The organism is Streptomyces sp. NPDC044064, assembly GCF_056434245.1.
Genome location: NZ_JBWKFN010000005.1, coordinates 90,946 through 106,005, shown reverse-complemented (window position 1 = coordinate 106,005; position 15,060 = coordinate 90,946). Strand labels below are relative to the sequence as shown.

Annotated in this window: 15 protein-coding genes (1 of these 15 only partly in view); 5 read left to right on the top strand and 10 right to left on the bottom strand. The window is 71.8% G+C overall.

Features of this window, described 5'->3' with window-relative positions; genetic code table 11:
- Positions 1-415 carry the 5' end (the start) of a serine/threonine-protein kinase gene (locus tag AC07DS_RS10260; RefSeq protein WP_479144018.1) on the bottom strand. It extends 605 nt beyond the left edge of the window, so only the first 415 of its 1,020 coding nucleotides appear in the window; the start codon lies at positions 413-415; its stop codon lies beyond the left edge, outside the window.
- Entirely contained in the window at positions 412-2,232 is a 1,821-nt protein-coding gene (locus tag AC07DS_RS10255) for an ABC transporter ATP-binding protein (protein ID WP_479144017.1), read from the bottom strand. Before AC07DS_RS10255 ends, AC07DS_RS10260 begins: the two co-directional genes overlap by 4 nt.
- Positions 2,233-2,327: 95 nt before the next feature.
- On the opposite strand from AC07DS_RS10255, the gene AC07DS_RS10250 reads away from it, so the two are divergent.
- Complete coding sequence (locus AC07DS_RS10250) at positions 2,328-2,513, top strand: hypothetical protein (RefSeq protein WP_479144016.1); 186 nt, start codon at positions 2,328-2,330, stop codon at positions 2,511-2,513.
- Positions 2,514-2,614: 101 nt separating this feature from the next.
- On the opposite strand, the gene AC07DS_RS10245 is transcribed toward AC07DS_RS10250, so the two are convergent.
- The 5 genes from AC07DS_RS10245 to AC07DS_RS10225 are packed head-to-tail and all read right to left on the bottom strand — an operon-like array spanning position 2,615 to position 7,519.
- Entirely contained in the window at positions 2,615-3,355 is a 741-nt protein-coding gene (locus AC07DS_RS10245; RefSeq protein ID WP_479144015.1) for an FAD:protein FMN transferase, read from the bottom strand.
- Positions 3,356-3,410: 55 nt separating this feature from the next.
- Positions 3,411-4,232, bottom strand: a complete 822-nt coding sequence (locus AC07DS_RS10240; protein WP_479144014.1) for an FMN-binding protein — start codon at positions 4,230-4,232, stop codon at positions 3,411-3,413.
- 17 nt (positions 4,233-4,249) lie between these two features.
- A complete protein-coding gene (locus tag AC07DS_RS10235; protein WP_479144013.1) occupies positions 4,250-5,632 on the bottom strand; it encodes a ferredoxin reductase family protein in 1,383 nt (460 codons plus the stop codon).
- A 59-nt stretch (positions 5,633-5,691) separates the two neighbouring features.
- Entirely contained in the window at positions 5,692-6,150 is a 459-nt protein-coding gene (locus AC07DS_RS10230; protein WP_479144012.1) for an FMN-binding protein, read from the bottom strand.
- Positions 6,151-6,166: 16 nt separating this feature from the next.
- On the bottom strand, positions 6,167-7,519 hold the full coding sequence (locus tag AC07DS_RS10225) for a ferredoxin reductase family protein (RefSeq protein WP_479144011.1): 1,353 nt from the start codon (positions 7,517-7,519) through the stop codon (positions 6,167-6,169).
- A 154-nt stretch (positions 7,520-7,673) separates the two neighbouring features.
- Between AC07DS_RS10225 and AC07DS_RS10220 the strand changes: the two genes are divergently transcribed.
- Together AC07DS_RS10220 and AC07DS_RS10215 are read left to right on the top strand one after the other, a co-directional pair.
- Positions 7,674-8,414: a response regulator transcription factor gene (locus AC07DS_RS10220; RefSeq protein ID WP_479144010.1), complete on the top strand. Its 741-nt coding sequence runs from the start codon at positions 7,674-7,676 to the stop codon at positions 8,412-8,414.
- Complete coding sequence (locus AC07DS_RS10215; RefSeq protein ID WP_479144009.1) at positions 8,411-9,901, top strand: sensor histidine kinase; 1,491 nt, start codon at positions 8,411-8,413, stop codon at positions 9,899-9,901. The genes AC07DS_RS10220 and AC07DS_RS10215 overlap by 4 nt, the downstream gene beginning before the upstream one ends.
- Here AC07DS_RS10215 and AC07DS_RS10210 read toward each other — a convergent pair.
- The 3 genes from AC07DS_RS10210 to AC07DS_RS10200 form a co-directional block, all read right to left on the bottom strand.
- The gene (locus AC07DS_RS10210; protein ID WP_479144008.1) at positions 9,895-10,596 is read right to left on the bottom strand and encodes a L,D-transpeptidase family protein; all 702 of its coding nucleotides are present in this window, start codon (positions 10,594-10,596) and stop codon (positions 9,895-9,897) included. The two genes, AC07DS_RS10215 and AC07DS_RS10210, sit on opposite strands and share 7 nt — an antisense overlap.
- 3 nt (positions 10,597-10,599) lie before the next feature.
- Positions 10,600-11,187 carry a pyridoxamine 5'-phosphate oxidase family protein gene (locus AC07DS_RS10205; RefSeq protein ID WP_479144007.1) on the bottom strand — a complete coding sequence of 196 codons (588 nt, stop codon included), beginning with the start codon at positions 11,185-11,187 and terminating at the stop codon, positions 10,600-10,602.
- 137 nt (positions 11,188-11,324) lie between these two features.
- A complete protein-coding gene (locus AC07DS_RS10200; protein WP_479144006.1) occupies positions 11,325-12,185 on the bottom strand; it encodes a hypothetical protein in 861 nt (286 codons plus the stop codon).
- Positions 12,186-12,353: 168 nt separating this feature from the next.
- Here AC07DS_RS10200 and AC07DS_RS10195 point away from each other — a divergent pair, with 168 nt between their 5' ends.
- Positions 12,354-13,556, top strand: a complete 1,203-nt coding sequence (locus tag AC07DS_RS10195) for an argininosuccinate synthase (protein WP_479144005.1) — start codon at positions 12,354-12,356, stop codon at positions 13,554-13,556.
- 57 nt (positions 13,557-13,613) lie between these two features.
- Positions 13,614-15,041 (top strand): argininosuccinate lyase, encoded by a 1,428-nt coding sequence (argH, locus tag AC07DS_RS10190; protein ID WP_145881252.1) that lies wholly within the window; start codon positions 13,614-13,616, stop codon positions 15,039-15,041.
- The last annotated feature ends 19 nt before the right edge of the window (positions 15,042-15,060 follow it).

The following is a 15,060-nucleotide window of genomic DNA, read 5'->3' as shown; positions in this document are numbered from 1 at the left end:
GTGGGCCCGGTCCGGAGGGGGCGGCCCCCCCCCCCCCCACCCCCACCCCCACCCCCCCCCCCCCCCCCCCCCCCCCCCCCCCCCGCAGCCGGCCGATCAGGTGGGACAGCGTCTCACCGGTCAGTGTCTCCAGGACGACCAGCGGCTCGGGCGACTCGAAGGTCTCGTAGGCACGCACCAGGTGGGGATGGCTGAACGCCAGCAGCCACCGGCCCTCCCGCAGCAGCCGCGCCCACAGCCGCTCCTCGCCCAGCCGGTCGGGACGTACCGTCTTGATCACGCAACGGCAGGCCCGCTCCTCGCTCCAGGCGTCGTAGACGTCGAGCCAGCCGGTGCGCGTCAGGTGCGCCAGGACCTCGTAGCCCGGGGCCGGTCTCGCGCCCGGTGCGCGGGCGGGCGGGGCGCAGTCGCTCACGACAGGACGCTCCTCTCCGGCGCGTGCAGCCGGTGGAGCCGGGCGTACCTGCCGCCGCGCCGCAGCAGGTCGTCGTGGGTGCCGTGCTCGACCACCCGGCCGCCGTCCAGCACCACGATGTGCGTGGCGTCGCGGACGGTCAGCAGATTGTGGGAGATGACGACGGTCGTCCGTCCGGCCATGAGCCGGCGCAGCGGGTCCATGATCCGCCGGCCGGAGGGGACGTCGAGTCCCGTGGTCGGCTCGTCCAGCAGCAGCACGGGTGCGTCCCTGATCATCGCGCGGGCGATCGCCAGACGCTGGCGCTGTCCGCCGGAGAGCGTCCGGCCGCGCTGGCCGACGAGTGTGTCGTAGCCGTCCGGGAGTGCCTCGACGAAGTCGTGGGCGTCCGCGGCGCGCGCCGCCGCCACGATGTCCGCCTCCGTCGCCTCCGGCCGTCCGTAGGCGATGTTCTCCCGCACGGTGCCGTGGAAGACGAGTGTCTCCTGCAGCACTACCGCGACGCTCTCCCGTACGTCGGCCAGGCGCAGCGAGCGCAGATCGGTCCCGTCGAGCCGGACCGCTCCCCGGTCGGGGTCGTAGAAGCGCAACTGCAGTTTCGCGACCGTGGACTTGCCCGCCCCGCTGGCCCCGACCAGCGCGAGCGTCTCGCCCGGCGCCACATGGAAGGACACGTCCGTCAGCGCCCAGGACGGGACGCCCGGATAGCGGAACCAGACGCCGTCGAACTCCAGGTCACCGTGGGCCCGGCCGATCCGCCGGGCGCCCGCGGCCTCGGTCACCTGCGGCCGCTGGTCCAGCAACTCGATGATCCGTTCCGCGGAGGCGGACGCCGCGTAGAAGGTGGTGCCGAGGCGGGACAGGCTGCGGACCGGGCCGTAGAGCTTGCCGATCAGCGCCAGGAAGACCAGCAGCCCGCCCAGCGTGAGCTGGCCCTGGGCCAGCTTCCAGGTGCCCAGACCCATGACCGCGAGCCCGCCGGCCACCTCGATGACGTCGACGAGGGGCCCGTACGCGCCGCGGATACGTGCCGAGACCATCGCCGCCCGGAACCTGCCGATGTTCTCCCGCTCGAACCGCTGCTCCTCCCAGTCCTGGCGGTTGTACGCCTGCACCAGCGCGACATTGCCCAGCGACTCCTCGGCGATCGCGCTGATCGAGCCGCTACGGCGCCTGCGCTCCCGCGACGCCGCCTTGATCAGCTTGGAGAAGTGCCGGGCCGTGCCCCAGAACAGCGGCACGATGACGAGGGCGAGGAGGGTGAGATCCCACTGCAGGTAGAGCAGCAGGCCGAGGAACACACCCAGGCTGATCGTGTAGTAGAGGGCGTCCGCGACACCGGAGAGCAGGAACGTCTCGACCGCGTCGACGTCGCCCGTGACACGCGAGAGCACGTCCCCGAGCCGCCGGCGCTCGAAGAATCCGAGCGACAGCCCTTGGACGTGCCGGAAGACATCGGAGCGAAGCGTGAGCAGGAAGCGTTCGCCGACCCACGTGGACGTCAGGTCATCGGCGTAGGCGAGCAGCCCGGAGCCGACGATGAGTCCCAGATAGGTCGGTGCGATCCACAGGAGCGGCCGGAGATCACGGGGGACGAGGACGTCGTCCACGACGATCTTGAAGAGCCAGATCTCCCCGGCGTCGACGGCGGGGCCGACCAGGCTGAAGAACACGATGGGCACGAGCCAGCGCCGGCCACCGCGGGTGTACGGCCAGAACCGCCGGAACACCTCACGCGGGGGCACCGCGGGCGCGGCCGCCACCACGGCGTCGGACGTCTCGCCCACCGAGAGCAGCCGTCGCAGGACACGCGCCATGGCAAGGATTCCTCGGGGACCGGTGAAGCGGACCGGGTCCTCCCGGGTCCGGTCCGCTCAGCCTCTGTGTGCGATCAGTAGCCGCCGTGGCCTCCGTGACCGCCGTGGTCGCCGTGATCTCCGTGATCTCCGTGGTCACCGTGGCCGTGACGGTCGCCGTGGTCGCCGTGGCCGTGACGGTCGCCGTGCCCCGAAAAGCCGTGGCCCGACGAGTCGCCGCCATGGTCGTGACGCTTTGCCGGCATGAGACTGCTGAAGATGGCCATATGCGTTCCTCCTGAAACTTGCCCCACAGGGGATACGTCCCAACGCAGAAGTTGGATGGCGTTATGGGGGCAAATTGGTAGAAACGTCAAAAAAACCTTACTCACGGGGCCGATGCTCAGCCGAGTCGCGCCGCCAGACCCCCGGTGCACCGCACCTCGTCACCCGCCGTGATCAGCAACGCCTCCACGTCCGGCAGCGACTCGAGCCATGCCAGGCCCGCCCGCGACCCCATCGCGAACGCCGCCGTGGCCCAGCAGTCCACCCACGTCAGCCGGGGCCCCACCACGGTCACCGCGACCAGGTCCGTCACCGCCGACCTGCCGGTACGCGGATCCACGATGTGGTCGCCCCGTTCCGCCGTGCCGGACGTCGCCACCGACAGCTCGTCCACCCCGGCCGCCGAGATCACCGCCGCCAGCCCACTGGGGCGGAGCGGATCCGACACCCCGACCCGCCACGGCCGCTGCGGCTCCGGCGCGCCCAGCATCTGGACGTCACCGCCGCCGTTCACACTGACCCCGCACACCCCGTCCACCGCCGCCAGCAGCCGCGCCGCCCGCTCCGCCGACCAGCCCTTGACGATCCCGGTCGGATCCAGCGAACCGCGGTACCGGGTGCTGAACCACCCGTCGCTCACCCGCTCCGCCTCGGCCGCCAGCTCCAGCACCTCGGCCACCTCGGGAGCGCACTGCGCCACGGTCAGCTCGCCCCGGGCAAGGCGCGACACCTCGCTGTCCTCGCGGTAGGTGGAGAAGAGCGCGTCGGCCCGGTGCAGGCCCGCGACCGCCTCGTCCAGGGCCTGCCGCACCGCACCGGATTCCCCGCCGCGGACGTCGAAGGAGAAGACGGTCCCCATGACCTCCTCCGCGTGACGCACCGCGGCGGGAGCTTCAGCCGGCTCGGCCACCGCGTCAGCCACCGGCCTGGTCGAGCGCCGACTGCAGTGACTGCTTGTAGCCGGTGCTGGTGTAGGTGGCCCCGGAGACCGAGTCGATGTTCGCGGTCCCGGCCGCCACGGCCTCCTGGTTGAGCTTGGGCACGGCGAGGGCGGTCTTCTGGTCGCTGAGCCCGCCCTTCGGGGCCTGGACCGCGTCCGCCTTGGTGATCTTCCCGTTGCTGACCGTGACCCGGACCTGGACCGTGCCGTACTGGGTCTGCACGGCCTTGCCGGTGACGGTACGGGCCTGCGCCGAGCCCGACCCGGAGGACGAGCCGGACGAAGACCCGGAGGACGAGCCCGACGAAGACCCGGAGGACGAGCCGGACGAGGCCCCCGAGGACGCCTTCATCTTGTCCAGCGCCGACTGCAGCGACTTCTTGTACCCCGTGCTCGTGTACGTCGCCCCGGACACCGCGTCGATCTGCGCACTCTGCGCCACCACGGCCTCCTGGTTGAGCTTGGGCACGGAGAGCTCGGTCTTCTGGTCGCTGAGCCCGCCCTTGGGCGCCTGCACCGCCTCCGCCTTGGTGATCTTGCCGCCCGCGACGGTCAGCCGTACCTGCACGGCCCCGTACTGGGTCTGCGCCACGTCTCCGGTCACCGTGCCGGTCCCGGCGGCCTGCGCCCCGCCCTGCGGTGACTCCTGCCCCGCCGCCGTCTGCTGGGGCGCCGCGCCCGCCGCCGAAGCGGCCGCCGGATCCGAGGCGGGCTTCAGCGACAGCAGCAGCACGACTCCGGACACGGTGGCGGCGGTGGCCAGCACGACGCGCCGAATGGGGTGGCTCTTCCTCATCGCTTCGCAGCTCCCGCTCACATCTCGAACGACTCGTGGTGGATACGACGCGCGGGGACTCCCGCGCCGCGCAGTGCCTCGTACACCGACTGCGCGAACCCGGGCGGGCCGCACATGAAGACATCGTGGTGATCGATGTCCGGGATCTTCCGCTGGAGGTTCTCTGCCGAGATGTCCGGCCGCTCGCCCTCGGGGCTGTTGACCGCGTACATCAGCCGGGCGCCGCGCTCCTCGGCGATCGCGGCCAGCTCGTCCCACAGGGCCAGGTCCTGGGTGGTGTTGGCCCGGTAGAGCAGGGTGATGTCACCGGCCGCGCCGGGCAGCGTCTCGAACAGCGCCCGCATCGGCGTGATGCCGACCCCGCCCGCGACCAGCAGCACCTTGCCCTTGCTGCGCCGCTGGGCGGTGAGCGCGCCGTACGGACCCTCCGCCCACACCCGGGTGCCGGGCGTCAGTTCGCGCAGCCCCGCGCTGTGGTCGCCGATCGCCTTCACCGTGATCCGCAGCGTCTCGGGGCGGGGCGCCGCCGACAGCGAGTACGGGTGCGAGCTGAACCGCATCCCGGGAGCGAGGAACCGCCAGCGGAAGAACTGGCCCGCCTCCGCGCCCATCCGGTGCAGCTTCCGGCCGCCGATCAGCACGGACACGATGCCCGGGCTCTCCTCGATGACCGCTTCCACACGCATGCGGTGACGGAGGTTCAGCCGGATCGGGGTGAGGATCCGGTACCAGAGCACCAGCGCGGTGACAGTGCCGTAGAGCACGTACCAGAAGGTCTTGGCGGTCGGCTCGACCGCGAAGTCGTTGCCGGTGGTGATCTGGTGCCAGAACGTCAGGAACACGGCCGCGTACGTCAGCAGGTGGACGTGGTACCAGGTGTCGTACGGCAGCCGGCGCCGGACCGGGCCGATCGACGTCAGGCCGATGACCACGAACAGGCCCATGCCGATGGCGGCCTTGCCCATGTCCGGCAGCTGGTCGATGGAGTCGATGGTCTGCTGGACGATGTCGCCGAGCGACTTGCCGGCCTGGAGCGCGTACCCCCACATGGTGAGGAAGACGTGCGCGACGATCAGACAGAGCGTGTACCGGCCGCTCATCGCGTGCCAGCGGGCCACCCGGTCGGAGCCGACGCGCCGTTCCAGCGCCGGTACGCGCGCCATCTGCAGTACGACCAGCGCCATCAGGTAGCCGGCCAGCAGGCCGGTGATGCGGCCCGCGTTCAGGATTTTGCTGTTGTCGTCGGCGATGGACGGTGTGTTGTGCCACCAGAGCCACAGCACGGCCACCGCACCGGCCCAGACCGCGAGCAGCAGCGGGACGGCCGGTGAGCGGCGCGGGCGGATGCGGCGCATCGTCTGGCGGCGGGCGGCACGTCCGCCTGCGAGCGTGGTGGTCACGGTTCCTCCGTGGGGACTTGACCCTTGGCCCACAGATACGTGCCGCATGCGCTGAGTGTTCAGCGGCTCGCGGAGTCGAGGGCGGACTGGAGTGACTGGCGGTAACCCTCGCTGGTGTACGTGGCTCCCGAGACCGTGTCGATCTGCGCGCTCTGGGCGGCCAGCGCCTCGCGCCGCAGCTGCGGCAGGGCGTAGCCGTTGATCTCCTGGTCGCGCGGGTTGTCCTGCGGATAGCTGACCGCCGTCACGTCCGTGAGCCTGCCGCTCTCGATCGTGACCCGCACCTGCACCGGGCCCCACCGGGTCTGGACGGTGTCCCCGGTGACGCTCCTGGTCCCCGGCCTTGAACCGGCCGTCGGGCTCGAACTGCTCGACGTGGCGGGTGACTTGGTGTCTGCCGTCGCCAGCGTGGGGCTCGTGTGCGGCTTCAGCGACAGCAGCAGCACCATTGCGGAGACGGTGGCGGCACTCGCCAGCACGATGCGGCGGAGGGGACGGTTCTTCTTCAACGCGTGCACGCGGGCCTCACAGCTCTCACAGTTCGAACGACTCGTGGTGGATACGACGGTCCGCGACCCCGGCCGCCCGCAGCGCGCCGTACACGTCCTGGGCGAAGCCGTGCGGGCCGCAGATGTACACGTCGAGGCCCGCCGGCCCGGGGAACGTCGCCTGCAGCGACTGTGCCGTGATGCTCGGCCGTTCTCCGCGCGGCCCGTTGAGCGCGTACAGCACCCGCGCGCCCCGCCGGCGGGCGATCGCCTCCAGCTCGCCGCCCAGCGCCAGGTCCTCGGCACCGCGCGCCCGGTAGAGCAGGGTGACCTCGCCGGGCAGCGTCTCGAACAGGGCCCGCAGCGGGGTGATGCCGACCCCGGCCGCGATCAGCAGGGACCGCTGCCCCGTGGCCCGGTCGGCGGTCAGCGAGCCGTACGGGCCCTCCGCCCACACCCGGGTGCCCGGCCGCAGCAGCGCGACGGCCGCGCTGTGGTCGCCGAGCGCCTTCACCGTGATCCGCATCCGGTCCGGGCGGGGCGGCGCCGACAGCGAGTACGGCGTCGACGTCCAGCTCATACCCTCGGCGAGGAACCGCCAGCGGAAGAACTGACCCGGCCGCGCGCCCAGCTCGTCCAGGCGCCGCCCGTGCACGACGACCGAGTACACGCCCGGCGCCTCCCGGTGCACCGACTCCACCCGCAGCCGGTGCCGCCGGTTGAGCCGGACCGGGGCGAGGACCCGGAACCACAGCACCAGGGCCGCCACCCCGAGGTACAGCGCGTACCAGAAGGCCGTGGCGAGGGGCTTGCCGTTGAACTCCTCACCCAGCGCCAGCTGGTGCCCGAAGGCGAGGAAGACGGCCGCGTAGGTGAGGAGGTGGACGTAGTACCAGAACTCGTGGCTCGTGCGGCGGCGCGCTGCGCGCACCGAGGTGACGCCGACCGCGAAGAGGATCACCGTGCCGGCGGTGGCCTTGAGCATCTCCGGGTAGTCCAGCACGACGGTGACCGCCTCGTGCCAGAGCGAGGCGCGGTCCTGGGCGGCGTACCCGGCCAGGATCAGCACGATGTGCGCGACGAGCAGGCACACGGTGTACCGGCCGGCCATCGCGTGCCAGCGGGCCACCCGGTCGGAGCCGATCCGCACCTCCAGCAGCGGCACCCGGGCCATCAGCCCGACCAGCACCGCGCAGGCGTACCCGCACAGCAGCCCGGCGATCCGCCCGGCCCCGGTCAGCCGGCCCGCCGCACCGACCACGGCGTCCGTGTCCGCCCACCACAGCGCGACCACGGCCGCCGCTCCCGCCCACAGCACGGCCAGCACGGGCCCCGCGAGGGAGCGCCGTGCGGTCAGGGGCAGGGGCGGGGCCGCCCGCCCCGCGTCCACGGTGGTCATGAATGGTCGTCCCTTCGTCCGTCGTGCCGGGCCACTGTGCGGTCCGAAGCTCTGAGGGACCTCTGAGCGGGCGCCGTACCGAGCCGACTCAGAGGAAACTCAGAGCTGCCCCGGCGGCCGGCCGCCCCGCGCACGAGAGATGCTGGTTGACGCGATGAACACCACCCGCTCCGGCCGCCCCGCCCTCACCCGACCCGACGGCACCCCGCTGCGCGTCCTCGTCGTCGACGACGACCCCGACCTCGCAGAGGTGCTCACCGGCGCCCTGCGCTACGAGGGCTGGGAGGTGCGCGCGGCCGGCGACGGCGCCTCGGCGGTCACCGCCGCGCGCGAGCTGCTGCCCGACGCCGTCGTGCTGGACGTGATGCTCCCGGACACCGACGGCTTCGCCGTGCTGCGCCGCCTGCGCGAGGTGAAGGCGGACGTCTGTGTGCTCTTCCTCACCGCCCGGGACGCGGTCGAGGACCGTATCGCCGGCATCACGGCGGGCGGCGACGACTACGTCACCAAGCCCTTCAGCCTGGAGGAGGTCGTCGCCCGGCTGCGCGGACTGCTGCGCCGCGCCGGCATGGCCCGCCAGCTGGAGGAGGGGCCGCGGCTGGCCGTGGGCGACCTGGTCATGGACGAGGAGGCCCGCGAGGTGACCCGGAACGGCGAGCTGATCGAACTCTCGCCGACCGAGTTCGAACTCCTCCGCTTCCTGATGCGCAACCCGCGCCGGGTGCTGAGCAAGGCGCAGATCCTCGACCGGGTGTGGTCGTACGACTTCGGCGGCCGGGCCCATGTGGTCGAGCTGTACATCTCCTACCTGCGCAAGAAGGTGGACGCGGGCCGTGAACCCATGATCCACACGGTCCGCGGCGCGGGCTACGTCCTGAAGCCGGTGCCCCGGTGAGGCCCGTACGACGCCTGCCCCGGCCCCGCACGCTGCGCGCCCGGCTCACCTTCGCCCTGGTGATCCTGCTCGCCGTGAGCTGCGCGGCCGTGGGACTCGCCGCGGTCGTCGAGCTGAACGGCTTCCTCACCCAGCGTCTTGACGAGCAGCTCACCCAGGCCGGCACCCGGTTCCCGGAGAGCCTGGAGCACGACCGCCCGGGGCAGGGCGGCCGGGTGCCCGACGATCACGACGGCGACGAGCAGGGCGACACCCGCCGCCTGGCCACCGGCACCTTCGGCGCCCGCCTGCTGAACGGCGAGGTCACCAACAAGGGCCTCATCCGCTCCGGCGACCCGTCCGCGGACCTGGGCGTGGACCTCACCGCCGGGGACCGGAAGGCCCTGGCCGCCGTACCGGCCGACGGCAGGCCCCACACCGTCGAACTTTCCGCCCTGGACGACTACCGGATCGTCGCCAAGCCGGGCCGGGACGGGGACGTGCTGGTCGTCGGCCTTCCGCTGGAGCCCGTCCAGGCCGCCGTCCACCGTCTCGAAGCGGTGGCCGGCATCGTCTTCGGTCTCGCCCTGGTGGCGGCCGGCGTGACCGGGGCCTTCTGGGTCCGCTGGTCGCTGCGCCCGCTCAGCAGGGTCGCTGCGACCGCCACCCGGGTCAGCGAGCTGCCGCTGGCCAGCGGCGAGGTGGCCCTGCCGGCGCGCGCCCCGGAACCCGACTCCCGCAGCGAGGTCGGCCGGGTCGCGGCCGCCTTCAACCGCATGCTGGGCCATGTCGAGGACGCCCTGACCAAACGCCACGCCAGCGAGGAGCGGCTGCGCCGCTTCGCCGCCGACGCCAGCCACGAGCTGCGCACCCCGGTCGCCTCGGTCCGCGGCCACGCCGAGCTGGCCCTGCTGCACCCGGGGCCGGTCCCACCGGAGGTGACCCGCGCCCTGGAGCGCATCGCCGCCGAGTCCTCCCGCATGGGCGAGATGGTCGACGACCTGCTCCTGCTGGCCCGGCTCGACGCGGGCCGCCCGCTGGAGCGCCGCCCGGTCGACCTGACCCACCTGGTCCTGGACGCGGTGACGGACGCCCGGGCCGCGGGCCCCGACCACCGCTGGACCCTGGACCTTCCGGAGGAACCGGTCACGGTCACGGGCGACACCCACCGCCTCCAACAGGTGTTGGCCAACCTGTTGGCCAACGCGCGCGTGCACACACCCGTCGGCACCGAGGTGACGGTGACCCTGGACACCGAGGACGGTTCGGCCCGCCTCTCGGTCCACGACGACGGCCCCGGTGTTCCCGGGGAGGTCCATCCGGGCGTCTTCGAACGCTTCACCCGCGCGGAACACCGCCGCCGCCAGGACGCACCCGGCGGCGGTGCCGGCCTCGGCCTGTCGATCGTGGCGGCGGTGGTGGAGGCGCACGGGGGGAGCGTCGGGCTGGAGAGCGGGCCGGGGGCGACGACGTTCACGGTACGGCTGCCCCTGGGCGGGGGTCAGTAACGGGTGATGGCCGTGGCGCCGTCCGTGGTGCCGATCGCGACGTGCGGCTTCCTGCCGGGGTCCGCCCACTCCAGGATCCGCTGCATGGCGTCCTCGGGCACGGACACGCAACCGGCGGTGGCCGCCTTACCGTTGACGTGCAGAAAGATCCCGGCGCCCCGCCCCCGCACCGGTTCGTCGTAGTTGAACCCGATGACCAGCCCGTACGCGTACTGCGTCCCGTAGGAGCTCAGCTGCTCGGACTCCGAGGCGCGGCAGTCGGCCGGGAGCGGGTCCACCCAGCGGTTGTACTCGGTGGAGTCGACGTCCTCGCACCACCAGGAACTGTCCTTCACCGCCCGGTACTCGGCCCGCGTCCCGCTCGGCGCCGCCTTGATGCCGAAGGCGAACGGAATGCGGTACAGCCCCGTCGGCGTGGTGTTCGTCCCCTGCGTCCGCGACTGACCCTCCACCAGGCCCTTCGCCCCGAACCGCGCGGGCGCGGACCCGGCCTGGACCCACTGGCCGTCCCGCAGGTCCCACCACGTGACCGTGCCGGACGTCGCGGCGGTGTCCGCCGCCTGAGCGGTGATCAACTGGGTGCCGCCCCCGGTGTCCGTCATCTGCGAGGGCAACGGCGCCGGCGCCGGCCCGGGCGCGAGGCCGAGCACGCAGACGGACGCGGACACGAGGGCGACGACGACTCCGGGGCGCATGGCTCAGACGGTAGACGGCGGGAGCGGCAAGGGCAGTCCGGGCAGCCCGTCCAGGCTTGTCGCGATGTACTCCTTCTTGGTGAAGTAGGCACTCAGCGAGTCGTCGTTCTCGCGGGCGAACCGCTTGGCGTGCAGATCGCGGTCCTCCTCGTAGGCCATGTGGGGGACGGCGTATCCGCAGCTGTCCCGCACCACGTCGGCGTGGACGACGACGACCGCGCGCAGGCCGTGCAGGCTCGGGTCGATGTCCGGGAAGCGGGCGACCAGGTCCTTGAAGCGAGGGTCGTCCCGGAAGACCGCCTCGCCCCGGCCGTGCACCCGCACGATGTTCGGCGGGCCCTGGAAGGCGCACCACATGAGGGTGATGCGCCCGTTCTCCCGCAGGTGCGCGATGGTCTCGGCGTTGGACCCGGCGAAGTCGAGATACGCCAGAGTGAGTTCGTCCAGCACCACGAACGAGCCCTTGAGGCCCTTGGGGGAGAGGTTGACCGTGCCGTCGCCGGAGAGTGGCGCGGTCGCCGTGAAGAAGATTGGCTGCTCCTCGATGAACGTCCGGAGCCTTCCGTCTATGCGCTCGTAGCTCTTTCCCATGTCCAGCGATTATCGGCGCAAGTCGTTCGCCTGTCTAATGAATTGCCGGATCCGCTCGCCCGGATCCGCTCGCCCGGATCCACCGCGGCCGCCCCGGCCGACGCTGTCCAACGGGGCGGCCGCGGCTGCCTGTCACCTCACTTGGTGAGCGTGCAGGCGGCCAGCGAGTCCAGGCCGGCCGGCTTGGCCGAGGTGCGGCCGATGGAGATGGCGATGCGGTCGATGGTGGAGACGCGCTTGTCCTTGAGGGGGCCGAGGATCGCGTTGTTGACGAAGTTCGGCCCGCCCTGGCCCACGGTGTTCTTCAGTCGCGTGTTGGCCTCCTGGATCTGGGTCTGGAGCAGGGCCAGGTTGCGGTCGACCTCGGCCTTCGCGGAAGCCGGGACGGCCGGCAGCCTGGAGGCCACGTCCGGGCAGGTGATCGTGCCCGCAGCGGTGCTCCCGCCCGCCGCGGCACCGCCGCCCGCCTGCTGCCCGGCCGCGTTGCCCGGGGCCGCGGAGGCGGACGCCCGGCCGCCGCCCGCGTTCGCGCCACCGCCCGTGGCCCCGCCCGCGCTGAGGGTGCAGGGCGCCAGCGCGTCCAGCCCCGTCGGTCTGGTGCCCTTGCGGCCGATGGAGATGGCGATGCGGTCGATGGTGGAGACGCGCTTGTCCTCGAGGGGGCCGAGGATCGCGTTGTTGACGAAGTTCGGCCCGCCCTGGCCCACGGTGTTCTTCAGTCGCGTGTTGGCCTCCTGGATCTGGGTCCGGAGCAGGGCCAGGTTGCGGTCGACCTCGGCCTGGGCGGAGGCCGGAACCGCGGGCAGCTTCGACTTCACGTCGGGGCAGGTGATGGTGCCGGGGTCCGCCAGGGTGCGCGCGGCCTGGGTGGTGCCGCTCCTGGCCGGCTCCCCGGCGAGGGCGGAACCGGCGATCACCGCGCCGGAGAGCGCCACGGCGGCAGCGCCTCCGACGATCGCCACACGACGCTTGCTGTACTTCGGAAGTGCCCTGGACATGCGACTGCCTCACTTGGGTCAGGAGTGGGTTGTGATCAACGCGGCGCCGGCGTTCGGTGGGAAGTACGAGAAAGCGGTTGCCATCGTTCAAGCGGCCCGAGAATTGACGAATCATGCAGAGGTCTGCATACTCATGCATGTCAGCAAGTGCAGTGTGAGGAGAAACCCGTGACCGAGCGCGTCGTACTCGCCTATTCGGGCGGTCTGGACACCTCCGTCGCCATCGGCTGGATCGCCGAGGAGACGGGCGCCGAGGTCATCGCCGTCGCCGTGGACGTCGGCCAGGGCGGCGAGGACCTGGACGTCATCCGCAAGCGCGCACTCGCCTGCGGTGCTGTCGAGGCCGAGGTCGCGGACGCCAGGGACGAGTTCGCCGAGCAGTACTGCCTCCCGGCGATCAAGGCCAACGCCCTCTACATGGACCGCTACCCGCTGGTCTCCGCACTCTCCCGGCCGACGATCGTCAAGCACCTCGTCGCCGCCGCCCAGAAGCACGGCGCCACCACGGTCGCCCACGGCTGCACCGGCAAGGGCAACGACCAGGTCCGCTTCGAGGCCGGCATCGTCGCCCTCGCCCCGGACCTGAAGTGCATCGCCCCGGTCCGCGACTACGCGATGACCCGGGACAAGGCGATCGCTTTCTGCGAGGAGAAGCAGCTCCCGATCGCCACCACCAAGAAGTCGCCGTACTCCATCGACCAGAACGTCTTCGGGCGCGCGGTCGAGACGGGCTTCCTGGAGGACATCTGGAACGCCCCGATCGAGGACATCTACGAGTACACGCAGAACCCGGCCGTGGCCCGCGACGCCGACGAGGTGATCATCACCTTCGAGCAGGGCGTCCCCGTGGCCCTCGACGGCAAGCCGGTCACCGTCCTGCAGGCCATCCAGCAGCTCAACGAGCGGGCCGGCGCCCAGGGCATCGGCCGGATCGACATGGTCGAGGACCGCCTCGTCGGCATCAAGTCCCGCGAGGTCTACGAGGCTCCCGGCGCGATCGCCCTGATCACCGCCCACCAGGAGCTGGAGAACGTCACCGTCGAACGCGAGCTGGCCCGCTACAAGCGGCAGGTCGAACAGCGCTGGGGCGAGCTGGTCTACGACGGCCAGTGGTTCTCGCCGCTCAAGCGGGCCCTGGAGGGCTTCATCGACGAGGCCAACCAGTACGTCACCGGTGACATCCGGATGACCCTGCACGGCGGCCGCGCGGTCGTCACCGGCCGGCGCTCGGACTCGTCCCTGTACGACTTCAACCTCGCCACCTACGACACCGGCGACACCTTCGACCAGTCGGCGGCGAAGGGCTTCATCGACATCTACAGCCTGTCGTCGAAGATCGCGGCACGGCGTGATCTCGCAGGCGGAGCCTGACGACGGCCTGGCCTGAGTACGGTTCGGACATCCACACCTTCTCTAGGAGCAGAGCAAGTGAGCAGCAACAGCGGTGACGTACGGCTCTGGGGCGGCCGTTTCGCCGACGGTCCCGCCGAGGCCCTGGCGAAGCTGTCCGCGTCCGTCCACTTCGACTGGCGGCTCGCGCCCTACGACATCGCGGGTTCACGCGCCCACGCGCGTGTGCTGCACAAGGCGGGGCTGCTCTCCGAGGACGAGCTGACCCGCATGCTCGCCGGACTCGGCCGGCTGGAGGCGGACGTCGCGAACGGCTCCTTCGTGGGCACGATCGCCGACGAGGACGTCCACACGGCCCTGGAGCGCGGCCTGCTGGAGCGGCTCGGCCCGGACCTCGGCGGCAAGCTGCGGGCCGGCCGGTCGAGGAACGACCAGGTGGCGACCCTCTTCCGGATGTACCTGCGGGACCACGCCCGGATCATCGGCGGCCTGATCGCCGACCTCCAGGACGCGCTGATCGGCCTCGCCGAGGCCCACCCGGACGTGGCCATGCCCGGCCGCACCCACCTCCAGCACGCCCAGCCGGTGCTCTTCGCCCACCATGTGCTGGCCCACGTCCAGTCCCTGTCCCGGGACGCCGAGCGGCTGCGCCAGTGGGACGAGCGGACGGCCGTGTCGCCCTACGGCTCCGGCGCCCTGGCCGGTTCCTCCCTGGGCCTGGACCCGGAGGCGGTCGCCGAGGACCTCGGTTTCGAGCACGGCAGCGTCGGCAACTCCATCGACGGCACGGCCTCGCGTGACTTCGTCGCCGAGTTCGCCTTCATCACCGCGATGATCGGCGTGAACCTCTCCCGGATCTCCGAGGAGATCATCATCTGGAACACGAAGGAGTTCTCCTTCGTGACCCTGCACGACGCGTTCTCGACGGGCTCGTCGATCATGCCGCAGAAGAAGAACCCGGACATCGCCGAGCTGGCGCGCGGCAAGTCCGGCCGTCTCATCGGCAACCTGACCGGCCTCATGGCCACGCTCAAGGCACTGCCCCTCGCCTACAACCGCGACCTCCAGGAGGACAAGGAGCCGGTCTTCGACTCCTGTGACCAGCTGGAGGTCCTGCTCCCCGCCTTCACCGGCATGATCGCCACGCTGACCGTCAACCGCGAGCGCATGGAGGAGCTGGCCCCGGCCGGCTTCTCGCTCGCCACCGACATCGCCGAGTGGCTGGTCAAGCAGGGTGTGCCCTTCCGCGTGGCCCACGAGGTCGCGGGGGAGTGCGTGAAGGTCGCGGAGGCCGACGGCAAGGAGCTGGACGAGCTGACCGACGAGCAGTTCGCGAAGATCTCCGCCCATCTGACCCCCGAGGTCCGCACCGTCCTCAACGTCCCGGGCGCCCTCGCCTCCCGCAACGGCCGCGGCGGTACGGCCCCCAGCGCGGTCGCGGTCCAGCTCACCGAGGTCAAGGCGGACGTGGCGGCGCAGCACGTCTGGGCGGACGCCAAGAAGTGACGACCCCTGGCGCGTGAAC